Genomic DNA, 26,213 nt, shown 5'->3' with positions numbered 1-26,213 from the left:
CGCACTCTACCGGGTCAGCTCCAAATAGGCGATGTCCACCGCCCCCTGCCCGTCCACGGCCAGCTCGCGGGTCATCAGCGGCAGGATCGCATCCGCCGCCGTGCCGTCCTGCATCGCACCCGCACGCACCAGCGGCGACTCCGAGGCCAGCGCAATCACCATGTAGATACCGGGCGCCGCCGAAGGCAGCCGGAAGGCAAAGCGGCGCTCATCCCCGATCGGGTCATCAAACTGGCGCATCAGCGAAAACACCTGCCCGTTGGGATCCACAAGGGCGAGCCAGTTCTGACGGCCCGAGCTGCCATGCACCGTGCCACGTACGCCGGTGGCGCGGGACATCGAATTTTCGGCCAGTGCAACCTCGATCCCGGCGCCACGTGTGCCCTGAAAGGCGCGGGCAAAATCAAGCACCGCACATTGGGCCGCGGAAATCCCGCGCGGAACCACTTGCGGGTTGCTGCCAAACTGCGCCCCAAAGGACGAACTCAGCCCCTGCAACGGAGTCAGATCATTGGCAAACCCCTCGATTAGACCCGCATTCGGGCCATGGGCGCGCAACCCGGCAAAAGCGCAGGCCTCCGGCACCGCTTCGGCCAAAAAGGTCGCGCGGGTGCCCTCAGTGCGGGTCAGCCCCTCTTCGACCGTCTCGACGCCGGCAGGCTCTTCGGTGCCACCGCCGCCCGACATCAAATCGCCGCCAAAGAAGAACGCCGCCGCACCCGCAGCCACCAGCGCAACCACGCCCAGACCCAGGATCATACCCCTGCCGCCCGACGATTCCTCGACCCGGGGGGCCGCAGGCGGCATCGTGCCCGGCGCGTTTGTTCCGGCCCCCGTGGCGGTCGACGGCACCGATTGCAGACCCGGCACAACCCGGTCGGCCACGGGTGGCTGGGTAAAGCGCAGGCGCGACCCGCCAAGGCCGGTCTCGCCCTTCAGGACACGCAATTCCTCGATCACGGCGGCCATGCTGGGCAAGCGATCCTTGGGATTGGGCTGCAGCATATGGGCAATCAGCCCCTGAAACTCCTCCGGCAGGAAGGACAGATCAGGCACTGACTGCCGCTTTTGCACCGCTTCGACAAAATTCGTCCCCATCGGCATCGGCGTACCGGTCAGCATGCCGATCATCAGCAAGCCAAGCGAATAGACGTCACTTGGCCCCTCGGCCTGCCCGCCAAAGGCACCCATCTGTTCGGGCGAGACATATTTCAGCTTGCCCGCAAACTCGTTGCCGATGGTGGCTTCCTTGACGTTGTCGCTGCGCGAAATGCCAAAGTCGATCAACACGGCCTTCGAGATATCGCCGCCCTGCAACATCACGTTGTCCGGAGACAGGTCGCGGTGCACAACGCCGATATTGTGGGCACGGTCCAGACCATCGGCCAGACGCATGGTCAGTTCGATCACCTGATCGCGGTCCAGCGCACCCTTTTCCTTGATCGTGTCGGACAGCTTGGTGCCTTCGATGAACCCCATGACCAAAGCGTGGAGGTTGATGTTCTCATCCGGCGGCACATAAGCGAAATAGCGCACGATGGCGTCATGGTGCAGCTGGCGCAGGGTGCGCGCCTCGCGGCGGAACATGGCCGCGACTTTGTCGTCCTCGGCCATCTCGGGCAGGATCACCTTGATGGCGACGTTTTCGCCCGTACCGATCTCGACACCCCGGAACACGCGGCCCATGCCGCCCTGATCCAGCCGTTCCTCGACGCGGTACATGTTGTTGATGATGGTGCCCGGCTCAAGCGAGCTCAGCGGCGTCGGATCAGCCCCGGGGGGCGGAGGCACAACACTGACCGTGTTGGTATGGGTTTGCGGGCCCGGACCCTCTGCCTGTGTTTGCGTCAAGGGCGGCGGCTGGGTGGCGGCCGGGGCCGCTTCGGGGCGCGAGGTGCCACGGCGCACATCCGTCTTCACCACGGTGCGGTCATCATCCTCGTCATCGGGCGCTGCCGTCGCGGTTGCGGGTGGTGCTGTCGGCGTCGGCGGCGGGGTTGGTGCCGCCGCAGGCGCAGGTGCGGGCTTGGACGCCGGGACGGGCGCAATAATGGTCGCGTCCGAGTCAGTCGTGTCGTCAAAGTCATCCGGAATGATATCGGATTGCGTCACTGGTTCCGCAGGCGCCGGCTCTGCAGGCTTTTCCTTTTCAGGCTCTGGTATCGCCTGAAACAGGATCGTTCTTTCATCGTCATCTTCCGACCCGGACTCTGCCGCTTTGCCCGGCACCTGGTCTTTGTTGTCGCTCATAACTCGCCCCTGAATTCGGGATATTCGCCTTCGATTGCCAATGCAGGAAACCCGGCCGTATGACAACGCACCATGATCACGGATACGTTGTCCTTGCCGCCTCGCAATAGCGCCATGGATATCAGTTGGTCGCACAACGGTTCTAACGAGCCGTGAAGGCCCGTGTACAGCACATCCGCCAGCTCGGCGTCCTCAAAATACTCGGTCAAACCGTCCGAGCACAAAAGAAAGACGTCGCCCTGCAACAATGCCCCCTCGACCATGTCACATTCCGGCAGTTCGGTCACGCCAATGGCGCGGGTGATCACGTTTTTGCGTGGCCAGTTCTCGGCCTCTTCAGGGGTGATGGCGCCCGTGTCAAGCAGGGCCTGCACCTCGGTGTGGTCGCGGGTGACTCGGGTCAGCTGATCGCCGCGCATGCGGTAGATGCGGCTGTCGCCGGACCAGATGCAGGCGAAATGGTCCTGCTGGATCAACAGGGCCACCACGGTGGACCCGATGGTGCCACTGCCCAGCTCTGTGGCCTTGTCCTGAATGCGGGTGTTTGCGGCCGTAAGGCGGGCCATAAAGCGGGCGCGCAGGTCCATGGCCCCCGTCGGCAGGCCGATGGTGCCCATTTCCTCGCAAATGGTCTGACTGGCGAAATCTCCGGCAGTGTGCCCGCCCATGCCGTCCGCAACAACCCACAGGCCCGAGGCCGGGGCCGCCATGACGCTGTCCTCGTTCAGCGTGCGCACGCAGCCCACATCGGTGCGTATCGCCGTCTCGAACGACATCATCTCGTCGCTGGCCATCACCCGTTTGTCCATCATCCCTGCCCACTCCCTACGTCTTCCTGTTCCGGCGCTTCCGCGTCGGCTGTTATCTCCGGGCTGCGCAGCCGGTCGGCCAGCAACCAGCGCAGCGCCTCAGCTTCGGGCAAACCGTTCAGTGACAGCCACCCCGCCTCCCGCGCGGGGGTGCCTTCGTGCCACCAGTGGCTGCGCCCGTATTGCGCGCAATAGGCGTCCGCCTCACCCGCATCCGCGAACAGGCGGGCCAGATCGTCATCTCCCCGCATCCCCCATAGCATACCTGCCTGCGCTGCGTCATAGGGCGTTCCCGTGTCAGGTGGCCCGTCAAAGCCCGCCACAAGGCCCTGCACACCGCTCTGCCCCGCCGTCTGGCCCTCGATCTGCTCCAGATGGGCGGACAGCGCCTCATAGGGCGCAGGATCATGGGCGATATGGACAGGGGGCGGCGTGACCGAGCCGGTGAGGCCCAGCATCAGCGGATAGCGCCGCCCGACCCGATCCACCGAGGCCCTCCAGATCCCGCACAGCGGCACGCCCAGCACATCCGGGCCAATCCAGAACCGCAAATCAGGGGCCGTGTCCCACACCCCGTCCCAGCCCGTCCCCAGCAGATCGCGCGTGTCGGGCATCACCGCCTGCACCCACGCCTCAAGCCGGTCGCGCGCGGGGCGCTCAATCCCCCATGACAGGAAATCCCCGAACCCCGGGTGCTTGCCGTATAAAACAACACTCATGTGCCTATTCCAAAGCGTTCTGGCACGTAATCTCCTTAAAGGCGTCGCTTAAAAATGGAACATCCGTCCCCTGAAACTCAAGCCTAAACGTTGCCGTATAGGGACCAATGCGATGGGCGACCTGCGCAAGCGGGCCACGAGACTGCAAGGTGTCCCCGCTCAGAAAGGTCAGGATCGACCATCCGCCACCGATCAGCGTGGCGGGCGGGGCATCCGGCACGGCCAGCGAAACGGGGGTCGTTTCGGTCCAGACCGCGCGCGCCGGGGCACCGCCTGAGGTCAGCTCAAGCACCTGATCGCCCAAGATGATGGTCACAGGCTCGATCGCCGGATTGACCAGCATCAGACGCACCGCAAAGGGCACCACCGCATCCGCCTGACCTTGCACAAACATCGCCGCGCGCACGGCGGCTGCGGCGTCAAAGCGGGCACGGGCACGCACGGAAACAGGACCGGGCGCGGATTGCTGCAGACGCTGCATCTGCCCGCCATAGCCAAACACCGCCCCGAACTGCGCCCCCACCGGCGGCGCGCCGGGCACGCAGCGCGCGCGATCCAGCGCGACCAGCTGCGCATCCACGTAATCCACCGACAAGGCGGCCAGCACCTGCCCCACCAGACGCTCCACCGCGCTCGGCACAGGCACTTCGCGCGGAAGCACCGTGCCCAGATCCCCCTGCCCCGTCAGCGCCACGCGCCGCGCCTCGGCCAAGCCCTCCAGCACACGATCCAGCGGACGGGTCCCCACCGCCCCTTCCAGCAAGCGATGCCAGGGCACAAAAGGACGCTCGACAAAGCGGGCCTGCACGGTCATCTCATCGGAGGGTGCAAAATTTCCAATACTTTTCAATGCATTAGATGAAAAATCGGTCAAACGGGTCTCGGTCTGCACAACCTCACTCAGCCGCACGAGCAAGGCACCCGCAGCATCGGCGAGCGCATCGGTGCCCCCTTCAGGCGGAGCCAAGGCCACGCGGTCCAGCATCAGCGACCATGCGCGCTCAAAATCGCGGGCATAAAGGACATGCACATCGCGAAACAGTGCGGCATCAGACTGCAAGGGCTGCGTATCGGCGACACCCAACACCCAGGCATCGGCCTCCAGCTGCGCGGCGGCATCCTGCAAGGCCGCCTCGAAATGACCCCAGTACCCCTCAAAGGTGAACAGACCCGGCACACCCAAGGTCTCCACCGGGCGGGCATCGGCAGTGGCAATTGGCGCATCCGCCATCGCCTCGGCCAGACGCCAGGGCGGCAAGGTTCCGGCACGACTGCGAATGGCACCATAGGCCCGGTCCGCCGGGGGCACATCGGCAATCGCCTCGCGCACCCGCGCAATCAACGCGCCATTGGCCGCGACAAGCGGGGTCACGCGGCCATCAAGCTCGAGCATCGCCGCCAGATGGGCATTGATGGCGCGATATTCGGAATCCGCGCCCGCATAATCTTCGGCCCAGGCCTGCGCAAAATAGGACTGGATTGCCAGATCGTCCTCGCGGCCATCCTGCTCCTTTGCCAACAAGATATAGACCTTGAGCGCGCGATATGCGTCTATCTTGCGGTTCTCACCCAGATATTGGGCCAAGTCCTGTTCGACCTGCAACATCATGCGGGGGCGCAGCATCTGCTCCAACCCGTCGGAATAGGCCTGCACCGCCGCCCCGCGCAGCGCATCGCGCCGCGACAGGCCCAGATCCTGCACCAGTTCCTGCGGGCGGGGATTGGCATAGCCCGCCGGCATCGCGCGCAACGTACCAAGGGCAGGCAGCAGCGGCCGCGTGGCCGGATTGTCGATGCGTTGCGGCCCCAGAAAGGCCGAGGCGCGTTGCTCATAGGCCTGCGTCTGCCCCGCCACTTCGCGCACCAGCGTCGCATTGGTCCAGAAACTGAAGCCCAGAACCGCCATGACCGCGACACTGATCAGCGTGATGAACCCTTTGCCAAAGGCGCGGCCCACCGTACGGCGCAGCACGCGTCCGCGGTCGTATCCCACCCAGTCCCGTTCGGCAAAAACCACCTTCGTCAGCAGATCATGCAGGAAATAGCTGCGCCCCTTGCCCGACAGGAACCCAGTGGCTGCCGCCCCCCCTGCCCCGCCGCTCATCGCGCCCAGAACCTGATCAATCGGCGTGCCGCCTTGCGTACCGGACGTGAAATAGAACCCACGCAAAATCGCGCGTATCGCTTGCGGTTTTTCAAACACCGCACTCAGGAACGTGGTCACATTGCGTTCCAGCAGCGCCATCTGTTCGGGAAAGTCATAGATGGCAATCCGGGCGGCGCTGTCCTTTTCCTCGATCAGGCGATCCGTGACCTCATCGGACAACCGGCTGACCAGTTGATCGAACTCGCGCGACACCGCGCGATGTGTCTCTTCGCGGCGGTTTCGGGTCTGAAATGTCGCCCCCCAGACGCCGCGACGGCGGGCCTCGTCAAAGCTTCCGAAATACTCGCGAAAGCCCGAGATCATGTCCGCCTTGGTAAAGATCACATAGACCGGCACATGGGTTTTGAACGCATCGTTCAGCTCGGCCAGCCGCGCGCGCACCGTCTCGGCGTGGCGGCGCAAACCGTCCGTGCTTTCGGTCATCATGTCTTCGCAGGAAAAGGCGAGGATCACGCCATTGATCGGCTGGTCGGGACGCGCGGTTTTGAGCTGCCCCAGAAACGAGGTCCAGCTGTTGCGGTCGGCGGTTTCGTCACTGTCCTGCGTGGTATAGCGCCCTGCCGTGTCGATCATCACAGCCTCTTCGGCGAACCAGAAATCGCAATTTTTGGTGCCCCCGAACCCGGTGATCGAGGCCGCGTGTTCGCCGGGAAATTCCAGACCCGAATGCACCAGCGCCGTGGTCTTGCCCGCACCGGGCGGTCCAATCAGGATGTACCAGGGCAGATCATAGAGCGCACTCGCGCCGCCGGTTTTCTTGAGCCGCACAAGCGCTGCCCGCATCCGTTCGGCCAGCAGCGGCCCGTCGCCCGCTTGCGTGGCCAGCAGGCTGTTTTCCAGATCGGCAGCGGCCTTTCTGCGCGCCCGCCAGCGCACCAGCGCGCCCAGCAGCAACAGGGTCAGAATGCCAGCGATCAGCCCTGCCCGCACCGGCACGGTCGACAGCCAGTCGATCCCCGAAATCGGCAATCCGATCCAGATCGCCACGCATAGCGAAATCACCCCAAGCGTCGTGATCAGCGCAGATAGCCAGGTAAAGAGGCGCGTCACAGTTGCTGTTCCTTGCGCAGCAGAATGTCCACGCGCCGGTTTTTGGCCCGCGCCTCGGCGGTGTTGGCCGGATCAAGCGGTTTGCTTGGCCCAACCCCCACCACGCTCAGACGGGACGGATCAGTGAGATAAGGGGCCAGCACATCGCGCACAGCCGCCGCGCGCGCTTCGGACAGCGCCTCGTTGGTCTTGTAGCGCCCGCGCCCGCTCAGCGGGATATTGTCGCTGTGCCCTTCAATGATGATCCCGCCCGGCTCGACCTCAAGCACCGAGGCGATGCGCGCCAGCAGCGGGCTTTGCGAATCCAGCGTCGGCGCGCCTGACCCGAAAGACAGCGCATTGCCAAGGCGAATGGCGATGAAATCACCTTCTTCCTGCACGGTGGTGAGGCCCTGGGCGATCACGTCGCTCAACTGGTTTTTGACCCGATCGACCTGCCCCGTCGGCGGTGCCTCGTAGATGACCAGTTGGCGGGTGAGATTGGGCAATTCGACCCGCGCGATATCGACCGGGGGCAGGGGGCGGTGCAGGCTGATGATGCGGTCCTGCGTGCTTTGGGCTTCCTTGGTCAGGATCCACGCAAACGACGCAAACAGGGTAACCGTCATCGCCGCTGCAACGCCCGCCATGATCCAGAGCGGCACAAGCGGGCGCATCCGGCGCCCCTTGAGGACCACGGGCAGCCATTTTTTGGACAGGGCAGGGGCCGCACGCGGGGCGGCGTTGCGCAGCCGCTCATATCCGGCTTTACGAAGCGTTGTCAGCGCGCGCGATCCGTCCGGCGCACCGCGATATTCCCCCTGAAAGCCCAGCGACAGGCAGCCGAGCATCAACTCCAGCAGCGGCAGGCGTTTGTTGGGTCGGGTCAGGACCTGTTCGTAGCGGTCAAAGAACCCGGCGCTGGAATCGTCGTCGTCAAACAGCGTTTTGACCAGCGCATTGTCTTCCCAGAATTGCGGGTCCGAGCCGGGCAGGGTGGCCGCGATATCATCGCAGGTCGCCGCAAGCGCATAGCGCCCGTCCTCGATGTCGGCAGGCTTGATCCGCGCGGTTTCGCAGGCCTGCGCAAACTTGGCAATCTCGGCACCCAGGTGGTCCCGCAATGGGGCGCCATGCATCTCGACCATGCCGGTGCGCAGCCGTCCCAGCAGCCCCAGAATGTCGCTGGCTGCGGCCAGCATCGGGTTTGATCCCTTGCCCAATGTGCGCCCCGATCCGCGGACCGCAGCGCGCAGCGAGACCTTGTTTTCAACAGGCTTCGGCGCCTGTTCCTTGGCCTTGCGTTTAAGCTGCGAGGGCAGCAGCGGTTTGGGGGCAGGGGGCGTCGGTTCGGGCAGCTTGGCCCCGATGATCGTGGTCTCGTCCGATGGTTCGGGCGCGCGCACCTGATGCAGCGGAGTCTGGACGGGTTGAGGGCGTGCGACGGGATGCGCCTCTGGCAATTTCTGGCCAAAGATCGTGCGGTCGCCATCGTCCTCCTTGGGGGTGTCAGAACCCGACATGGCCCCCCCCGTTTTCAGGATGCGTGACGCTCCGTCTCTGCGCTGTCATCTTCGCCATAGCGCCCATTCCGCTCAGCCCTTTTGCAGTGGCTTTTGCCTGCCAGTGCCACCCCCCATTTTGGCGAGGGTGCAACGACTTATCTGCCCTGAGCCGCACTGTGCGGTTTTCGTTCCCTTGGGTCAAGTTTTCAGGGAAAATCAGCGCCCGACGACAGAGTTGACAGCTGTCAACTTTTCCCGATCCAAACGAGGAGTTGACAGATGTCAACTTTTTGGCCCCGCACCCTGTGGACGCTGGATTAACGCCATGACCACCCTGGAGACGGAATATTTACCCGATTGCGCCTCAAGCGTCAGCTTGCGCAGGTACCCGCCCGGCGAGCGGATGTCGTCAATGCGCTGGAGCAGGCAGCAGATGGTGATCCCTGCAACCTCCACGCCCATGGCCGCCACCGCGTCGTCCCAGGCCGACGGGCTGACGCCGATCATGCCACGCAGGAAGGCACCCAATCGGGCGAGGTCTGCAAAACTGGTCACGGGGGTTTGGGCGTATTCCAACGCCTCGGGCACTGCGCGCAACACGAGACCCAGAGGGATGGGCACATCCGGTTTGACCTCAACGCCATCCTCAGCCAGTGAGGCATCCACATCCGCCACCCTGCTTTTTTCCAAGCAAGGTTCAAGATCAGAAGAGTCTGTATTTGAACTCTGATACTGGCGCTCAAATGAAGCGTCATTGCCGCTCATTTCTTCTGCTTTAGAGACGTATTTCAGGGTCTGTTCCAGCAGTTCGGACACATGGCCTGCGACCTCGTCCAACTCCGCCAGAGAGAGCTTGCGGCGCATCATGCGGGTCACATCAAGCAGTTGCGCCAGAAGCCCCTCAAACGGGCCTGTGTGACCCTGTTCCAGCCCGTAGAGAGCCAGTTTCTGCGCATCACGCTTTTGCAGAGAGACCTTTTCGCGCAAAGTCCGCAGCCGTTCCGCCGCCGCACGCGCCACCTCGGCGGCCTGGGCGATCTCGGGCGCGCGCACCAGAAGCGGGCGCAGATCGAAGCCAAAGGCGCGCAGGACCTCTCCGCTGGGGTCGCGGCGGGCATAGCGTTTGCCGTTGGGGCTGTCGTGGCGCAGGATCAGGCCGGCGTCGACCAGACGGGCGAGATGACGGCGTAGGGTGCTTTCGGCCATGCCGTGACAGCGATCCGACAGCGCGCGGTTCGAGGGGAACACCACCATATCGGCATTGCCGCCCAAAAGCTTCTCGGGATGAAAGCTGAGCAAGGCCTCGAGCACGCCAATTTCGCGATCGGTGATGGCAAATGCATCGCGCGCGGCACATAGGCTGCGCAACAGTTCCCATTTGTCCACATGGGGCAGGGTGGGGGCCTCGGCGGCGCGGGCGGCCGCCTTGAGCAGGTCAGCCGTCACCGGCCGCTGCCCGAAGGGCGTCGTTGAAAGTCGTTCCATATGCTGTTCACAAGGCAAAAAAGTGCCGTTCACCCGCCAGGTGTTGTTGACAGCCGACTCATGGAGCGCGTAGATTCGGAGGTGCTAGAACCAAATCGGAGCCTCTCGGGTCGTTATGATCTGGGGGGCTTTGTTTTTTCGGCGGTGCCTGTCCTGTGCCTCCTGTTGTTTGTGTTACTGCTCGGGGTCTTCATCGGCCTGGGATTGCACCCATGTCCGGTGAATTTCTGAAAGATGATCGACAAGCCAATCCTCGAACCCGCTTTCGCGGGGCAGGGTGAGGACCACCTTGTCATGGCCCATCATGGCGCGCGCAATGGGCGCACCACTGGTGGCCCCCATGATGGTGCGCCGGCTGGCGCGGGGTTTGGGCGGACCATCCGTTGGCGTATGTTCCTTGACCACCGGGGTGTGATCGTCGCCGGTTCGGATGGCGATTTCAAAGCGGTCGTTGCTGTCGCTGCCGGAATGCGCCTTGGCCGCGATCATGTCGATCATGGTCATTGCATCGACTTCACCCGTCTCTAACTTGCTGGCCAGAGCCGACCAGCGGTCGCGACCCACCGACGGGGCGGCACCAATGGTGGTGATCAGATCCGTGCCGATGCGGTCCACGATCTGCAGCATGCGCGACACCACGGTCTTGTCGATGGCGAGCGCGTCGCACATGGCGTGGCGTTCATAGCCCGCATCGCGCATCTGGGCGGCGAAGTTCGCCTTTTCGATAAAGCTGAGCCCGCGTCGGGCGTTGTTTTCCTGTCCCTGCGCCATGACGAGGGCGGAATCGTCCAGCTCGCGCAGCAGCGCCTTGACCGGTTTGCCAAGGTCGCGCAGCGCCAGCACCCGGCGGCGGCCATAGACGATCTGGAACCGGTCGGGATCATCCGGATGCGGGCGCACCAGCACCGGCACCTGCTGGCCATAATCGCGGATCGAAGCGAGCAGGGCCGCGTCCTCTGCGTCGTCGGTTTCGAGCCTGTCCTGTAGCCCGCCTGCGTCGATCAGAAACGGGTCGATGTCGAGCAGGGCGCGCGCCTTGAGCGCCTCGATGGATTGCGAGACAGCACCGATCGCGCCCTTGAGGGGGCGTTTGGCGCCGGGGGCGGTTTCGGCGGGCCTGGCCCCTTCGGCCATCAACCCTTCGAGCAGGTTTTTACGTGCCATTGCGTCCCCATGCAGTTTGCACCAGTGCCTCGATTTCGCTGTTCACCGCGTTGATGGATTCCATCGCGCGGTCATAGGTGGTGCGGGTGAATTGGCCCTTTTCGACCTCGTACAGGGTCTGTTTCGTGATCCCGGCATCCGAGATCGCGGTGGATTTCAGCACGGTGTTGTTGAGCACATGATCGCCGAACAGCGAGCGCATGAAAGTCACCATCTGGTTCTGCGGCCCGTCGCCGGGTTCATAGCGCGTGACCACGTAGCGCAGCCAGTCATAGGACATGTCGCCCCCCGCATCCGCGACCACGCCCAAGAGGTTCGACGTCATCAGCAGGAACTGGCACATCGACATCACGTCGAGCATTTGCGGATGCACCGTGACCAGCACCGCCGTCGCCGCCGACAGCGCGGACATGGTGAGAAACCCCAGTTGCGGCGGGCAGTCGATGATCACCACGTCGTAGTCCTGTTCGACCTCGCCAAGTGCTGTGCCGACCCGGGTAAAGAACATCGCCCCTTCGCGTGCGGCCAGCGCCCGGGGGGTTTCGTGTTCGAACTCCATCAGGTCGAGATTGCCGGGGATCAGGTCGAGATTGGTGAAATAGGTTTTGCGGATGAGGGACTGGATCGGGACCGGGTCGTCATAGCGGATCGCGTCGTAGATCGTGCCGCCGTCCAGCAGGTCGAACTCGGGCTGAAAGCCGTGCAGCGCCGAAAACGACGCCTGCGGGTCCAGATCGATGGCCAGCACACGGTAGCCGTCGAGCGCCATTTTCTGGGCGAGGTGGGCGGCGGTGGTGGTCTTGCCCGACCCACCCTTGAAGTTGATCACGGTGATGACCTGCAGGCTGTCATTCCCGCGCCGCCCGGGCAGGTAGGTGCCCGCGGATTTCGCCCCTTTTTCGAGCATCTGGCGCAGGGTCTGGATGTCCTCGGGCGTGTAGTGGCGCCGCCCGCCTGCGCGGATCTCGGGTTCGGGGCCGCGCCCGTCGAGGTGGAGCTTGCGCAGGTAGGCGTCCTTGACCCCCAGAAGGTCGGCGACCTCTCCGGACGTGAAGGTGCGCAGGGTGCGCTGTGCGTCGGGCGGAAATAGCTGTTCGCGGTGGGCCTGCAGACGTTCAGAGAGGCGCGCGGCGTGCGCGCCCACGAGGGTGTCAATGCGTGTGACATGCTTTTGCATGCGCTGCCCTGCCTGTTCCTGTTGCCCCCGGATGTGACCGGGATGCCTGCCGTTTTGGGCGCGTTTTTTCGCCCTTTTGTCTTGCGCGGTGTGCCCCGCGATGCCACCATTTCAGCGCATCGACCTGCCTTCATGGCATCGGTTGGTCTGCGTGAGTTACGCTGAAAGGCGTTTTATTCTGTCTCTAGCGTAAATGGTTTACGGGTTTTTACGATTCCCGCAAGAGTTTTCTATATGTAGTGTTTTATGGGCCAAATGCCCCTACGGCACCCTACGGGTCGGGTTGGGGCATAGAATCACCTGCAAAGAGTGTGCCTAAAGGTCACAGTTAACGCGGTTTTCTATGGTTAAGGGATGCAAAAGATTTGCGACGCGAGGCGCAACGTGGTTGTTTGCGATCAACTGTATTTGCAGAAAATTGAATGGGTATTCTAATGACCGACACGCGCACCGCAATTATTCAAGCTGGTATCCGTCAACGCAGTCTGCGCAAACATTGCCGGGTCGGACGCGCAGCGGAACTGGTTTTCGTGCTGGCGACGGGGGTCACGCTGGCGCTTGGCGGCGCGGCGCAGGCCCAGGATTTGGAATGGAATATCGGCGGGACGGCCAATACGCCCCCTGCCGTCGGCGGGGCGGGCACGTGGCAAGAAGGCGGCGGAACGCTGGATTGGCTGGACGGCGCAACCAGCGTTGATTTCACGTCCGGTGCGAACGCGACTTTCGGGGGCCCTCCCGGTGCCTATTCGGTGAGCGTTGCCGCGGCGGGCGTGACGGTGAACAACATCACGCTGGCGACCAATACGATCAACATCAACGGCCCCGGCGACATCACGCTGAACGGATCCATTCTGGACAGCGGCACGGTCACATCCAACATCGCGGCCAATTTCACATCCGACGTGCGCACTAACACAGCTGGCAACATCACGCTGTCGGGCAACATCGCGGGCGAGTTGGAGGTCGATGGCACCGGCCCGATCACCGTTTCCGGTGAGATCGGATCGCTGAACAGCGATTCAGGTACAACCACCATTTCCGCAACCGGCGTCGTACTGGGCATCACCCGGATCAATGACAGCACGGTCACCGTCGCGGGCGGTAACCTTGGCGCGGGAAGCGGCATGACGGCCGCCGCGGGCACGGTTGTGCAATCGGGCGGCATCCTGGACGTCAACAGCGGTTCAGTTGGCAACGTGGACGTCAACGGCGGTACAGCGGATATCGGAGGCGGCACGATTGCCAGCCTGCGTCAATTGACCAGCGCCACCGGTTCGACAACCATGACCGCTGGCGAAATCACGGGCCTTACTGACATCAACATCGGCACCTTCACCTTCAACGGCGGTACGCTGGGCGATGTGGAGAACGCGTCAAACTTTGTAATCACGGACGACCGCGTGGTCGGCGGCAGCTTTAACAACCAGACGGGCGGGACGCTGGATGCATCCACCGTGCCAGCGGGCAACAACGTCACGCTGACCTCCACCGGATTTATCAGCGCAGGCGACATCGATACCAACGGCACCGACACCGTGACCATCAATTCGGTCGACGGCATGGGCGGGGACGGCGACATCACGCTGAATGCGGGCACCACCTTTGATGGGGCGGCCCCGACGCTGGGCGGCAATGTGCAGCTTGATGGCAATATCATCGCCAATATCGCGCTGGACATAACGGCCCCGCTGGCGCTGCTGGGCAACCTGACAAACAACAACACGATGAACGTCAGTGCGCTGGTCACCGGCAGCGGCAATGACCTGACCAACACAAGTGCGCTCAATGTGATCACCGGCGGGTCGATCACCGGCATCGGCACGCTTCTGAACGAAACGGGCGGGACGCTTGGTATTGGTGACGGTACGACGGTTTCGGCCGGGGTGATCACCAACAACAACATTATCAATGTGGGCGTTGGGTCGACCCTTGAGGGCACATCCAACACGCTCAACAACAACATGACCATCAATGTCGCCGCAAATGGCATCGTCACCGACACGGGTGACATCAACAACAATGCCGGTGGTACGATCAACTTTAACGGGCCCGGCGGCACAGCACAGCTGAACGCGGGTGGCGCGGGCACGGGGGCAATCAACAACCTGACCGCGACCTCGGCCATCAACGTGGTGTCCGGCAACGTGACGGTTGGAAACGACAACCTCAACACCGGCGGGACCGTCAGTGTTGCAGGCGGATCGACCATGTCCGGCATTGCTGCCCTGAACCAGACAGGTGGATCTATCGAAGGCGGCGGCACTGTCAGCAGTGCGACCTTTGCCCAATCGGGTGGCGGGTCGTTAGCGGCATTGACAACAGTCACCTCCGCCGGCGCGCAAAGCCTGAACGGCGGCACCATCGCGGGCAACCTCAATGGCGCGGGCGCCATCACCGTGGCCACTGGCACAACCAGCCTGACCGGCACCATCACCAATGCAGCATCACTGGCGGTCACCAGCGGCACGCTTAACGAGACCGGTGCAGGCAGCATCGACACCTCGGGCAATATGGTGAACCTGTCCGGCACAGGTACATTGACCACGGACGGCAACGGCATTGCCGACAATGAGGCCGTGTCCGTTGCTGGCCTGTCGACCCTGACCGTCAACGGGGCCGATACGGTCGCGTCGCTGACCCAGACCGGCGGTACCGTAAACGGCAACAGCGCGCTGGGTGTGACCGGCCTGTTCAGCCAGTCCGCAGGGACAACCGGCGGCACGGTCGACATCAACTCGGGCACATTCACCCAGACCGGCGGCGTCATCGCAACGGGCACATCCGTGACCTCCGCAGGTGCGCAAAGCCTGCAGGGCGGCACCATCTCGGGCAACCTTGATGGCGCGGGCGCGATCACTGTGACCACCGGCACCACCGCGCTGAGCGGCGGTACGATCACCAATGCGGCCTCGCTGGCTGTGACCAGCGGCACGCTGGCCGAGACCGGCGCAGGCAGCATCGACACAAACGGCAACGCGATCAACCTGTCCGGCACAGGTACGCTGACCACGGACGGCAACGGCATTGCCGACAACGAGGCTGTGTCTGTTGCGGGCACCTCGACCCTGACTGTCAACGGCACTGATACCATTGCGTCGCTGAACCAGACCGGCGGTGTCGTGAACGGCACCAGTACACTGACCGTGGACGGCCTGTTTTCGCAAAGCGGTGCCACCAGCACCACGGGCGGCACTGTGACCGTGGCCGCTGACAACTTTACCCAGTCCGGCGGCGCAACAGTCGCGGCGGGCACAACCGTCACCGTGGATGCACCCGGTACCAAGACCCTGTCGGGCGGCACCATTGCAGGTACCCTTGACGGCACCGGCAACACGACGGTCGATACAGGCACAACCTCGGTTGTGACCGGCGGTTCAATCACGGGCGCAAACACCACAACCGTGGCCGCAACCGGGACACTGAACATGGCCGGTGGCACTGTCACATCCAGCGTGCTGACCCTTGATGGCGGCACGCTGAGCGCGACCGCCGCGTCCAACGTCACTGCGGCCACGGTCAATCTGACCACGGCCAATGGCGGCACATTGCTGGCGGCGGCCGGGACCACTCTGACCATCAACCCCGCGACCTCCTTGTCCACGGGACCCGGAGCATTGGTTGTTGGCGATGGCACAAACACAGGCACAGTTGTACTCAGTACATCTGGAGGGACCGCTTCGATTGCCGGGTCAAGCCTTGCCGTAAATGGCGGCACGCTTAGCTTTGGCTCTGCGGCAACTGCCAGCGGCCTTTTTGCTGGCAACGTTGCGCAATCGGTAAGCGTTGGCGCAAGCGGCGCGATCGATTTGGGTGGTCTGGATACACAGCTTGCTGATCTGTCAGGTGCAGGCACCGTCACCAACAGTGGTGGAGGCGCGCCGACCCTGACGCTGAACGCTCTGAACAACACCACTTTCAGCGGTGTGATCGAGAACGGGACAGGCACCACGGCCCTGACCAAGATAGGCACTGCCACGACAACGCTGACCGGTGCCAACACCTTTACCGGCCCCGTGAACGTCAACGCGGGCGAACTGGCCGTGACGGGCGCAGGCACGCTGGCCTCGACCGATCTGAACATCACCAATGCGGGCAGCACCCTGTCCACGGATGGCGGTGCGCTGGCCGCCGGGGCAACCGTGACAGCCAATGCGGGCACGACATTCGCCCTGACTGGATCGGAGTCGATCTCGTCCCTTGCAGGCACTGGCGCCACCACACTGACAGGCGCGGCCACAACCCTCAGCCTGAACGCGGATTCGGCCCTGGCCGGGACGATCAGCGGTGACGGGACCCTGAACATCGCCGGTGGCACATCGACCGTGACCGGAAACGTCACGGCCAACACCAACGTCGCCGCCGCAGGTGCCCTTGTGAACAACGGCACCGTGGCGGCCCTGACCAATTCGGGTGGCGCTGTATCCCTGCTGACCGGCAGTTCGACCGGCAGCCTGACGCAGACCGCTGGCACAACAACGGTGACCGGCACCGCGACTGTCGTCGGCACTGTCAACACGCCGGGTGGTCTGCTTGATCTGGACGGGTCGGGCACGACGCTGAATGCGGGCAGCACGGCGGGCAACCTGTTTGTCGAGATCGACACCACGCTGAACGGCGTGGGCGAGACCGCATCCGGCACCATCGCCAACGTGGCCAACCCAATGGGCACCTTGTCCTTCCGCCTTGGCACCGAAGACGGCGCGGGTGATTTCAACAACGCGCTGGTTCTGACCTATACCGGTTCGAGCGCGGGTCTGTCCTTTGGCTCGATCAGCGGCTTCACCAACCAGGGCGCGCTGGACTACTTCCTTGTGGATGATGGCGCGGGCAACATCCGCCTGCAGGCCACGACCGCCTCGGCGGTGAGCGGCATTGCCGCGACCGTGGGTCTGACCCAGACGCTGGTGAACACCATCGTGAACCGTCCCACCAGCCCCTTTGTGGCTGACCTTGCCGCAGGCGCCGAAGAAGACGCATGTGGCGCCGGTGTGTGGACACGGGCCACAGGCGGTACGGCCAATGCGGACGGGTCGTTCACGGACGTCACATCCGGCATCGCGGGCAACTCGCCTGTGGGACTGAACTATGCCGGTCTGCAGTTCGGTGGTGACTTTGCCTGCTTTGGCGGCCACTACAGTGGCTGGGATCTGGCGTTCGGGGCCATCGCCGGCTTCAACGACGCGACCTCGACCTCAAGCAGCTTTGGCCTGTCTGGCGCGCTGGAGAACACGCTCGACAGCGACATCTTCCAGAAATACATCGGCGTCTATGCCACGGCAGCGCGCGGCCGCTTCTTTGCCGACCTGCAGTTCCGCTATGAGGACACCGAGTTCGAAAGCCAGATCAACCAGGTTGTGTCGGGCGGTTCGGGTCTGGCGGACTTCAACACGGAATATGACAACCTCGGCCAGACACTGTCCGGCGCGGTTGGCTATTCCTGGCAGGTTGCAGACAATCCCGGTCTGACATTCGTCTCTTCGGCGGGTTTCTCGATCTCGAAAAACCGCACTGACGACGTTTTGCTGAGTGCGGCGGGCGACAGCCTGTCCTTTGACGACGGGTTCAGCCGTGTCGGCTTCCTCAGTGCGTCACTGGCCAACACGGTGATCCTGCCGGATGAAGTCAGCCTGATCAGCTATTTCGGCACGGCAACGGTCTATAACGACTTTGCCGATGATCGCCGGGCCGTGTTCAACCTGTCCAACGGAGCGACACGGAACCTCGATCTGGAAAACCTCGGCGCGTATGGCGAAGTCAGCCTTGGGGTGAACTACCTCAAACTGCTGAGCCCCGGTCAGGCGGGCAACGCCCGTCAGCTGAACGCCTCGGTCCGGGTCGATGCACGGTTCAGCAGCGACGTGGAAAGCTATGGCATCACCGGCCAGTTCCGACTGCAGTTCTGATCCGGGACACATGTGAATTGAGCGGGGTGCCCTTGAAGAAGGGTGCCCCGTTTTTCTTTGGATGAGACACGTGAGTGTTGTGTGGATCGCTGCTGGCGCTGGGAATGCCTGGTTTGGTGGTTTCGGTCCCGGTGGTGGGATGCAGAGTTTGGGGCAGTGTGGATAGGGTATCCGGTCACTTAGAATGAGTAGCGTTACGAAGGGCGGCTACGAGCGCACAATCCGGAAGTTCTGCACTGCGGCCAAAGGCTGCTCTGCGGACGTTGATCAGTCTGCTTGGCTAGTGAAGATACTACGGGACCGCTTGCTATGAGCAATCAGCACTTCACGAAAAGCCTGTGCCTTTTTTGACGGCCAGACGTCCGGGTGTCCCACCACCCAAATGTCAGAGTATGGTTGCGGTGGCAGCACAGGAACTATCTCTAATCCTGACGTGGTGCGCCCAAGAAACAACGGCACGCGCAGGACACCAAGTCCTGCCTGCGCGGCTCCCAGCATTGCGACCATATCGTCGAAGCGGAAACGCACGCGATTGTTTGGGAACATGGGGCTGGTGCCTTTGGGTACGTTCGGGAAAGTATCGTAAACAATCCAATCGATCATATCAGTGGGATGGGATCGGATATGATCAGCCAGACGCGGACTCGCAAAACTCGCTGTCTCCTGTTTAAGCAGTCTTAGGCCCTTCAGGGTATCCCCCGGATTTCTGCTGATACGAATGGCGAGGTCAGCCTCAAGCCGGGTTAGGTCCAAGATGTCATTGGTCGCCAAAACGCGCAGTTCGATATTTGGGTACGCTTGGTCAAAGTCATCCAACACGGGCGCCAGAAAACTCGATATCAGAAGCTGAGGCGCGGTAATCGTGAAAGTTCCGGTCAGCGCGCTGTCTGCACCTTGTAGATAGCGGCGCAGATCGAATTCAGACGTCTCCATTTTTTCCGCGTGGGATGCGACCACTTTGGCGATCTCGGTCGGCTGGTACCCATCTGCCAAGCGCTCGAAAAGGATCTGACCGAGTGTACTCTCTGCCCGCCGAACGCGGCGTGCCACAGTTGTGTAGTTCACCTCCAACGCATCGGCGGCGCCAGCAAGTGTTTGATGGCGCACCAACATCAGAACCGTTCGCAAGTCATCCCAAATCAATCGCATACAAGCATTTTCGCATATAACTTATGCAAAATCACGCGTTTTCGCATGTGCTGCATCGGACTACTTTCTGATGGCAGAGAACGAAAGGATGTCATCATGATTTACGCATACGCAAAGCTGACGGTGAACGACCCAGCGGCACTTGAACAATATCGCGAGGTCGCAGGCGCAGCGCTCGCCAAACACGGCGGAAAGGTGGAAAGTGCCACCAAAGACTTCACCGTTTTGGACGGGGCTCCAGACAAGCCAGATACGGCAGCACTCTTGAGCTTTCCAAACAAGGCCGCTGCATTGGCTTGGGCGAATGACGCACAGTTGGAAGATGTGCATGCCTTGCGCCGCAGTGCGGGCGGTTCCGATATTTTGCTCTTAGGTTGAGATTGGCAACCCCAAAGAAAAATTGCCAGCGGACCTTCAATCGCAACTTGAGAAGGTCCGCTTCGTCCCGCATGGCCATCATTGGCACGTGCATTGGACATCCGGTCCGGGTGCAACAAAAAAGGCCCGCCAGTGGCGGGCCGTTGTTCTTGCGGATGTTTATGCCGTCTTCAGGCGGCTTTCTTCCGGCGTCGCACCGCGCCGAGTGCAGCCAGACCACCAATCAGTAGCACACCTCCGGCCGGAAGCGGTACGGCGGAGAGGTTGATATTGATGTCGCCATGCTGGTTCGAGCTGCCATTGGGCAGCGCCACATAGGTCATGTCCGTCGCTTGCGAGACAATCGACCACGAAAACCAGCCGGACCCGCCGAGACCCTGGTTCTTGTCGTTGGCGCTTTCGCCCAGTTGGAACGGGATATCCTCGGGCAGTGTCGGGAAGGCCGTCAGTTCAAGCACAAGGCCCTCAAGAGCGCCCACGCCCGTCAGGGAGGCCGACACGATGTCGAAGAATGACCATGTGTCGATCAGCGCGGCGCGTTCCGTGGCGTTGAGGCCGCCATCAATGCCGCCGCCTTTGACACCGCTCACGCCGGGCTCGTTCGGGTCACGCAGAACGTATTCCACGGCCAGTTCGAGCATGAGGTTCGGATCACCGTTGTTGTCGATGGTGCCGCCCAGCGATGCCGTTGCATTGCCTGCACCGACCGAGAAGTTGCCAGCGCCACCAGTGAACTGCCAGTAGGCGTCCGTGCCCGAGAACAGGCCCGGCAACCAGACGGTGTGATCGTTGCCGCGGGTGTTCACGCTGGTGGCTTCGTAGATGCCCTCATAGTCGGTCGCGGCCTGCGCCTCTTGGCCGACCGAAATACCGATCGTCGCCAATGCCAAAGCGGCCGCTCCGAAAACAAAATGTTTCATCCCAATTACTCCCACACGAAATGTGGCAGCAATTTAGCATCCGAATGCGCGAATGCCCGGGAAAATCGTTCGATCGGGCGAAGACTCAATTCAGGGGGGAATTCTTTACCCGCACTGCGCGAAGACATGGGCGGTGGGCCGTCGGTCGGCGTCTCTGGCCCGGATTTGTCGATGCGCGCCAGCCGCATGCGCGTCGGTGATTCGCGCGTTTGAAGACATTTGGGTCGTGGTTTTTGTGAGGCGGAACGGTGCGGATATTGCGAAAAATCAGAGCGCGTCGAGGGCCTGATTGTAGCGCCGCGCGAAGGCGTCCAGAAAGGCGTCGAGCATGCCGTTTTCGCCCTGGGCTGCACGGGCTTCCCAACGCTTTTCGTATTCTTCCCACGATTTGCGCGCGCCACTGCCCAGACGTCCGCCACCTGCATCCTGCGCGATCTCTTTCGGTGCCAGCCCTTCGAGCATGTCGGCAAGTGCGGGCTGGATCGCGGCCATCATTGCGGCCTGGTGCTGGCGGATGTCGGTGAGCGCGTTGTCGAACCCTTCGGGGCCGGTCTGGTAGCCGTCGCGCGGTTGCACGAAGAGCGCCGTGAACGCCTCGTCCGGGTCGATCATGAATTTCATCGGGTTGTTGCCGCTGGCGATCCGCATGGTCCGGTCGTCATTGGCCACGAAGAACTTCACCGCCGAGCGGTCCTGCAGCATCTGCATCATTTCCTGCGTGCCGAGCCGGGCGCATTTGCCGAGCATCACGCCCAGATCGTGCAAGTCAAAGCCGAGCTGGTCGGCGTCCTGAATCCCGGCCCCTTCGAGGAACCCTTCGAGCAGCGCGTTGGTGGCCGGTTCGGGGGCGGGAGTTGGTTCGGGTGCCGGTGCTGGCGCGGGGGCGGATTGCGCCGGTTCTGCGGCGGCAGGTGCCGGGGCAGGGCGCGGGGCGGCGGTTTCGGCAAAGCGTTCGCCAAGGCCGCGCGGAGTCAGGTCGGTCCTTTCGACGACCGGCACCGGCGGCACTTCGGCGGTTTCGGGCAGCACCAGCGGTGCGGCGGTCGGATCGGTGGGAGAGAACGGGCCGGTGAGCTCTTGTGCCGGGGTCTGCGCCTGAGCCGGGGCAGGGGCCTCGTGTTTCGGGATGGGGGCGGGGCCGGATGTCGGCACCGGCGTCACCTCGAAAGCCGGGGTTTCGTTGGGCTGCGCCGGGGCGGGTGTTGGATCGGGCGCGGCCGCCGGGGCGGGGGCCGGTTCTGGCGTCGCGGCAGCGGGAGGTGCGGCCGGCGCTGGATCGGGGGCCTTGGCCTCTGCGGGCTCGGATCCGGGCAGGCCCAGCAGATCGTCGTCAAAGTCATCCGGGATCGGCGTGGCGGGTGGCGCGCTGTTGGCCGTGGGTGGCATCGAAATCCCGCCCGTGGGGCGCTGCACGCCCGTGGCCCCGCCTGCGCCGCCCTGAAAGCGGGAAAAGTCCGGCGTTTGCGCACCGCGCGACTGAGTCTGGCCTTGCGGTGGCATGCTGACATTGCGCTGGATGCCGCCAGAGGGCGGGCGCATGTTGCCTGCGGTGGGCGGTGCCTGCACCCCTTGGGCGCCGCTGATCTGGCGCATGGCGCTGTCATCGACCGGTTCCAGTTCGACGGCCACTATATAACTGCCGATGCGGATACGGTCGTCATGTTCGAGCTTGCGCTTGCCCTCGATCCGGGTGGTCGAGCCGTTCATGAAAGTGCCGTTGGTCGACACATCCTCGATCACATAACCCTGACCCTCGTAGAGAATGCGCACATGTTTGCCCGAGATGAACCGGGTGCTGTCTGGCAACGACCAGTCGTTTTCCATCTTGCGCCCGATGCTGATCCCCTGACCCAGGACCGAGATGTCCTCGGGCATGTCGCCCGCCGCGTCCGACCGGTTCTCGATTCGCAGTGTCAGCCTGTCCATAGGTCTTGAGCGTCCTTTTGACGGTGTTGCCGCGTCGGCGGCGTCAGTTCAGGCGGAACAGCCCGGCCGCGCGGTCCAGCACGAAATCAAGGCTTTCGCCGCGGTGTTCGGTGCGCATCTGCCCCACGGCCCGCATCACGGCGGAACTGAGCGCGCGCGGAGCACGCCAGGCCGGCACGGTGACCAGATCGTTGGGGGCCAGAGGTCCGCCGGACCAACCAACGGCCAGCCCCAGATAGACCGCAGGCGAACGGCGCGGCGCGAACAGCGCCACTTCCAGCGTTTTCCAGCGGTTTTCCGAGGTCGGATCGTCCAGCCATTCCGACACAAGGTTCATCAGTTTGGTATCTTCGGGGGCCATGTCGGGGATCAGCGAGGCGACACATTCCATGCCCCATTTGATCCCGGCCTTGGCCTGCAGTGCAAAGGCGGTAAAGGTCACCGCGTCTTCGGGGGTTTGCGAGGCGCGCAGCCGTTCAAGAAAGCTGCGATAGCCATCGTCATCCTCGGCGGGTGTCTCGATAAACTTCGCGATCTCCGGCATCTCAGCATAGAGGTCGTTCACCCGGTCAAAGCGTATGGCCCGCGCCGGAGGCAAGGTTTGTTCAGAATTCAGATCGTCCATCGCGGCCGTCGTTTGAAATAATTTACAATCACGCTGATGACTGTGCGATGCGCGCGTGCTCAGGTCAATGTTTTGCGCCAGCTTTTGCGCATCGGGTTGAAATGAATCTTGCAGACTGTGCGGTTGGGGCAGCAGTGCCGCATAGGGAAGCCCCAAACACATTAAAAGGTATGAAATACCCCCATACGAATGAACGCGCTTTCGCTAGCCTTCTAAAATTTCTGTGATAAGCTGTTTCTTGCTCAACGACTTAATGGGCACTCTTATCACTAGGTTGCACCTGCCGCCGGGGGGAATATGGACATAGACGCGCTTCTTCAAAGTCATGGAGACGACGCACCAAGCGGCGAAGATCTGGAGTACGATCCGGTCTTTACCGAACTGGAAATTGCGGCGACGCACGGTGAAGAACGCCAGATGGGCGACGACATTCTGCCGCCCGAAGACCCCGACTATAAAGAGGTGGCCGCCAAGGCCGAAGAGATCCTGGGTCGCAGTCATGATCTGCGCGCCGGTATCTTTCTGGCCGAAGCCCAGTTGCGGCTAAAAGGCTTTCCCGGGTTTTCGGATGCCATCAATTATGTGGCCCGCTGTCTGGATGAATACTGGGGCTCCTGCCACCCGCAGCTGGACGCCGATGATGACGACGATCCGACCATGCGGATCAACGCGATCCTGACGCTGGTGGATGATGCCCGTATCCTGCGCGGAGTCCGCCGCGCTCCGCTGACCCAGAGCCGCACATTCGGTGCGATCAGCCTGCGCGAGATTTCGGTGGCAGACGGGGAATCCACCCCGACGTCAGACATGGACAACGTCCCGGATCAGGGGCAGGTGCAGGCCGCGTTTCAGGACACCGACGAAGAGGTTCTGAAGGGCATTTCCGAAGCGGTGGCCAAGTCCCTGGTCGACGTGACGGCGATCAGTGCGAAGTTCGACGAGATGACCCCCGGCCAGGGTCCTGACCTCGACCCGCTGATCAAGCTGCTCAAGAAGGCCAGCAACAAGATTGCGAACGCACTGGGCGAACCCGAAGGTGATGCGGGTGGAGACGATGCAGGCGACGGCGATGCGGGCGACGGTTCGGCCCCGGCCGGGCGTCCTGCAGGTGGCGGTGGTACGGGAGCCATCAACAACCCGACTGATGTTCAGAATGCACTGGACCGCATAATAAGCTATTATGAGCGCGCGGAGCCGTCGAGTCCGGTGCCACTTTTACTGACTCGTGCGAAAAAGCTTGTCGGCGCGGATTTTATGACCATCGTGCGCGACATGGCCTACGACAGCGTTGACCGCGTGAATATGATCGGCGGGATCAGCGACGACGAATAAGGCCGATGGAAACGAATAGGATTTTGGGCCCGCGTGTTAGGGTCACAAGCAAAGCAAAAAGTTTGCGAAGGAGAGACGGGACATGGCTAGTTCACAGAAATTCATTGCGCGCAATCGCGCACCCCGGGTCCAGATCGAATATGATGTGGAACTGTACGGGGCGGAAAAGAAGGTGCAGCTGCCCTTCGTGATGGGCGTGATGTCCGATCTTGCGGGCAAGTCCGAAGTGCCTCAGCCCGGCATCGCCGACCGCAAGTTCCTGGAGATCGATGTCGACAACTTTGACGAGCGCATGAAGTCCATGGCCCCGCGTGCGGCATTCACCGTGCCCAACACGCTGAGCGGCGAAGGCAACATGGCCGTCGACATGACATTTGAATCCATGGACGATTTCAGCCCTGCCGCCATCGCGGCCAAGGTTGAGCCCCTCAAGGAGCTCTTGGATGCCCGCACCAATCTGAGCAACCTCATGACTTACATGGACGGGAAATCGGGTGCCGAGGATCTTATCGCCAAGATCACTCAGGACCCCGCCCTGCTGAAAACCCTTGCCGCGCAGCCAGCCCCCAAGGCTGATGACGCTGAAGATCAGGAGTAAACGATGGCCGAACTTGAAACAGAAGCAGCCGGTGGTGAAGAGGCGACGGCCTTTGGCTCCTCCGACTTTGAAAATCTGCTGAAGAAGGAATTCCGCCCCAAATCCGATCAGGCCAAGACGGCTGTGGAACAGGCGGTCAAGACGCTGGCTGAGCAGGCGTTGGCCAACGCCGCGCTGATTTCGGACGACGCCCTGCGCACCATCGAAAGCATTGTCGCCCAGATCGACAAGAAGCTGACCGAGCAGGTCAACGAAATCCTGCACCACCCCGACTTCCAGCAGTTGGAAAGCGCGTGGCGCGGTCTGCATTACCTCGTCAACAACACCGAGACCGACGAGATGCTGAAAATCCGGGTCATGAACATCTCCAAGAAGGACATGCACAAGACCCTGCGCAAATACAAAGGCACCGCCTGGGACCAGTCCCCGATCTTCAAGAAGATCTACGAAGAGGAATTTGGTCAGTTCGGTGGCGAGCCTTACGGCAGCCTTGTGGCGGACTACCACTTTGACCACTCTCCACCGGATGTGGAACTGCTGGGCGAGATGTCCAAGATCGCGGCGGCCGCACACGCCCCGCTGATCACCGGCGCCAATCCGACCCTGTTCCAGATGGACAGCTGGTCTGAACTCGCCAACCCGCGTGATCTGACCAAGATCTTCCAGACCCCGGAATATGCCTCGTGGCGCTCGTTGCGCGAGAGCGAGGATTCCAAATATGTGGGCCTCGCGATGCCCCGGTTCCTGGGACGTCTGCCTTATGGCTCCAAGACCGACCCGGTCGAGGCCTTTGCCTTTGAGGAAGACACGGACGGTTCCGATCACAGCAAATACGGCTGGGTGAATGCCGCCTATGGCATGGCCGTCAACATCAACCGCTCCTTCAAGGAATATGGCTGGTGTTCGCGGATCCGCGGGATCGAAAGCGGCGGTGCTGTCGAAGGCCTGCCAAGCCACACCTTCCCCACGGATGATGGTGGTATCGACCAGAAGTGCCCCACCGAGATCGCGATCTCGGACCGCCGCGAGGCGGAGCTGGCCGCCAATGGCATGATGCCTCTCATCCACCGCAAGAAT

Annotated in this window: 18 protein-coding genes; 6 read left to right on the top strand and 12 right to left on the bottom strand. The window is 62.5% G+C overall.

The features are described from left to right. Positions 1 to 6 precede the first annotated feature (6 nt). From Q1A89_RS21570 to repA, 8 genes are all read right to left on the bottom strand, one after another. The gene (locus tag Q1A89_RS21570) at positions 7 to 2,250 is read right to left on the bottom strand and encodes a serine/threonine-protein kinase (RefSeq protein WP_299733480.1); all 2,244 of its coding nucleotides are present in this window, start codon (positions 2,248 to 2,250) and stop codon (positions 7 to 9) included. Further along, complete coding sequence (locus tag Q1A89_RS21565) at positions 2,247 to 3,062, bottom strand: protein phosphatase 2C domain-containing protein (protein ID WP_299733478.1); 816 nt, start codon at positions 3,060 to 3,062, stop codon at positions 2,247 to 2,249. Before Q1A89_RS21565 ends, Q1A89_RS21570 begins: the two co-directional genes overlap by 4 nt. Beyond that, positions 3,059 to 3,778, bottom strand: a complete 720-nt coding sequence (gene tagF / locus Q1A89_RS21560; RefSeq protein ID WP_299733476.1) for a type VI secretion system-associated protein TagF — start codon at positions 3,776 to 3,778, stop codon at positions 3,059 to 3,061. The genes Q1A89_RS21565 and tagF overlap by 4 nt, the downstream gene beginning before the upstream one ends. 4 nt (positions 3,779 to 3,782) lie before the next feature. After that, positions 3,783 to 6,995 (bottom strand): type VI secretion system membrane subunit TssM, encoded by a 3,213-nt coding sequence (gene tssM / locus Q1A89_RS21555; RefSeq protein WP_299733474.1) that lies wholly within the window; start codon positions 6,993 to 6,995, stop codon positions 3,783 to 3,785. Continuing rightward, entirely contained in the window at positions 6,992 to 8,497 is a 1,506-nt protein-coding gene (gene icmH, locus Q1A89_RS21550; RefSeq protein WP_299733472.1) for a type IVB secretion system protein IcmH/DotU, read from the bottom strand. The genes tssM and icmH overlap by 4 nt, the downstream gene beginning before the upstream one ends. Positions 8,498 to 8,761: 264 nt before the next feature. Then, positions 8,762 to 9,964: a plasmid replication protein RepC gene (gene repC, locus Q1A89_RS21545; protein WP_299733469.1), complete on the bottom strand. Its 1,203-nt coding sequence runs from the start codon at positions 9,962 to 9,964 to the stop codon at positions 8,762 to 8,764. 174 nt (positions 9,965 to 10,138) lie between these two features. Next, complete coding sequence (repB, locus tag Q1A89_RS21540) at positions 10,139 to 11,128, bottom strand: plasmid partitioning protein RepB (protein WP_299733467.1); 990 nt, start codon at positions 11,126 to 11,128, stop codon at positions 10,139 to 10,141. Continuing rightward, positions 11,118 to 12,305, bottom strand: coding sequence for a plasmid partitioning protein RepA (gene repA / locus Q1A89_RS21535; protein ID WP_299733465.1), 1,188 nt, complete (start codon positions 12,303 to 12,305; stop codon positions 11,118 to 11,120). The genes repB and repA overlap by 11 nt, the downstream gene beginning before the upstream one ends. Here repA and Q1A89_RS21530 point away from each other — a divergent pair. Further along, the gene (locus tag Q1A89_RS21530) at positions 12,294 to 12,470 is read left to right on the top strand and encodes a hypothetical protein (RefSeq protein ID WP_299733463.1); all 177 of its coding nucleotides are present in this window, start codon (positions 12,294 to 12,296) and stop codon (positions 12,468 to 12,470) included. The genes repA and Q1A89_RS21530 overlap by 12 nt on opposite strands. 269 nt (positions 12,471 to 12,739) lie before the next feature. After that, entirely contained in the window at positions 12,740 to 18,208 is a 5,469-nt protein-coding gene (locus tag Q1A89_RS21525; protein WP_299733461.1) for a hypothetical protein, read from the top strand. 267 nt (positions 18,209 to 18,475) lie between these two features. On the opposite strand, the gene Q1A89_RS21520 is transcribed toward Q1A89_RS21525, so the two are convergent. After that, complete coding sequence (locus Q1A89_RS21520; protein ID WP_299733459.1) at positions 18,476 to 19,357, bottom strand: LysR family transcriptional regulator; 882 nt, start codon at positions 19,355 to 19,357, stop codon at positions 18,476 to 18,478. A 96-nt stretch (positions 19,358 to 19,453) separates the two neighbouring features. Between Q1A89_RS21520 and Q1A89_RS21515 the strand changes: the two genes are divergently transcribed. Continuing rightward, positions 19,454 to 19,735: a DUF1330 domain-containing protein gene (locus Q1A89_RS21515; RefSeq protein WP_299733457.1), complete on the top strand. Its 282-nt coding sequence runs from the start codon at positions 19,454 to 19,456 to the stop codon at positions 19,733 to 19,735. Between the two features lie 170 nt (positions 19,736 to 19,905). Here Q1A89_RS21515 and Q1A89_RS21510 read toward each other — a convergent pair whose 3' ends face one another. The 3 genes from Q1A89_RS21510 to Q1A89_RS21500 all read right to left on the bottom strand — a co-directional run bounded on the left by Q1A89_RS21510 (position 19,906) and on the right by Q1A89_RS21500 (position 23,206). After that, positions 19,906 to 20,655 (bottom strand): VPLPA-CTERM sorting domain-containing protein, encoded by a 750-nt coding sequence (locus Q1A89_RS21510; protein ID WP_299733455.1) that lies wholly within the window; start codon positions 20,653 to 20,655, stop codon positions 19,906 to 19,908. Between the two features lie 267 nt (positions 20,656 to 20,922). Next, positions 20,923 to 22,581 carry a type VI secretion system-associated FHA domain protein TagH gene (gene tagH, locus Q1A89_RS21505; protein ID WP_299733453.1) on the bottom strand — a complete coding sequence of 553 codons (1,659 nt, stop codon included), beginning with the start codon at positions 22,579 to 22,581 and terminating at the stop codon, positions 20,923 to 20,925. A gap of 43 nt (positions 22,582 to 22,624) precedes the next feature. Next, positions 22,625 to 23,206 carry a hypothetical protein gene (locus Q1A89_RS21500; protein WP_299733451.1) on the bottom strand — a complete coding sequence of 194 codons (582 nt, stop codon included), beginning with the start codon at positions 23,204 to 23,206 and terminating at the stop codon, positions 22,625 to 22,627. Positions 23,207 to 23,503: 297 nt separating this feature from the next. Here Q1A89_RS21500 and tssA point away from each other — a divergent pair, with 297 nt between their 5' ends. From tssA to tssC, 3 genes are all read left to right on the top strand, one after another. After that, positions 23,504 to 24,538, top strand: coding sequence for a type VI secretion system protein TssA (tssA, locus tag Q1A89_RS21495; protein WP_299733449.1), 1,035 nt, complete (start codon positions 23,504 to 23,506; stop codon positions 24,536 to 24,538). Positions 24,539 to 24,620: 82 nt separating this feature from the next. Further along, complete coding sequence (tssB, locus tag Q1A89_RS21490; protein ID WP_299733447.1) at positions 24,621 to 25,136, top strand: type VI secretion system contractile sheath small subunit; 516 nt, start codon at positions 24,621 to 24,623, stop codon at positions 25,134 to 25,136. A 3-nt stretch (positions 25,137 to 25,139) separates the two neighbouring features. Further along, positions 25,140 to 26,213, top strand: a 1,074-nt coding sequence (gene tssC / locus Q1A89_RS21485; RefSeq protein WP_299733445.1) for a type VI secretion system contractile sheath large subunit, incomplete at its 3' end; no start/stop codon positions are given.

The sequence above is a fragment of the uncultured Tateyamaria sp. genome, assembly GCF_947503045.1.
GTDB lineage: Bacteria > Pseudomonadota > Alphaproteobacteria > Rhodobacterales > Rhodobacteraceae > Tateyamaria.
The sequence above is the reverse complement of the archived record's forward strand: the minus strand, read 5'-3'. Positions and strand labels throughout refer to the sequence as shown.

Coding starts and splice junctions, on each gene's coding strand:
- icmH (WP_299733472.1), bottom strand. CDS start 8,497: ATGTCGGGTTCTGACACCCCCAAGGAGGACGATGGCGACCGCACGATC.
- Q1A89_RS21570 (WP_299733480.1), bottom strand. CDS start 2,250: ATGAGCGACAACAAAGACCAGGTGCCGGGCAAAGCGGCAGAGTCCGGG.
- Q1A89_RS21515 (WP_299733457.1), top strand. CDS start 19,454: ATGATTTACGCATACGCAAAGCTGACGGTGAACGACCCAGCGGCACTT.
- repC (WP_299733469.1), bottom strand. CDS start 9,964: ATGGAACGACTTTCAACGACGCCCTTCGGGCAGCGGCCGGTGACGGCT.
- repA (WP_299733465.1), bottom strand. CDS start 12,305: ATGCAAAAGCATGTCACACGCATTGACACCCTCGTGGGCGCGCACGCC.
- Q1A89_RS21520 (WP_299733459.1), bottom strand. CDS start 19,357: ATGCGATTGATTTGGGATGACTTGCGAACGGTTCTGATGTTGGTGCGC.
- Q1A89_RS21530 (WP_299733463.1), top strand. CDS start 12,294: ATGCTTTTGCATGCGCTGCCCTGCCTGTTCCTGTTGCCCCCGGATGTG.
- Q1A89_RS21510 (WP_299733455.1), bottom strand. CDS start 20,655: ATGAAACATTTTGTTTTCGGAGCGGCCGCTTTGGCATTGGCGACGATC.
- Q1A89_RS21565 (WP_299733478.1), bottom strand. CDS start 3,062: ATGATGGACAAACGGGTGATGGCCAGCGACGAGATGATGTCGTTCGAG.
- Q1A89_RS21500 (WP_299733451.1), bottom strand. CDS start 23,206: ATGGACGATCTGAATTCTGAACAAACCTTGCCTCCGGCGCGGGCCATA.
- tagH (WP_299733453.1), bottom strand. CDS start 22,581: ATGGACAGGCTGACACTGCGAATCGAGAACCGGTCGGACGCGGCGGGC.
- repB (WP_299733467.1), bottom strand. CDS start 11,128: ATGGCACGTAAAAACCTGCTCGAAGGGTTGATGGCCGAAGGGGCCAGG.
- tssA (WP_299733449.1), top strand. CDS start 23,504: ATGGACATAGACGCGCTTCTTCAAAGTCATGGAGACGACGCACCAAGC.
- tagF (WP_299733476.1), bottom strand. CDS start 3,778: ATGAGTGTTGTTTTATACGGCAAGCACCCGGGGTTCGGGGATTTCCTG.
- Q1A89_RS21525 (WP_299733461.1), top strand. CDS start 12,740: ATGACCGACACGCGCACCGCAATTATTCAAGCTGGTATCCGTCAACGC.
- tssB (WP_299733447.1), top strand. CDS start 24,621: ATGGCTAGTTCACAGAAATTCATTGCGCGCAATCGCGCACCCCGGGTC.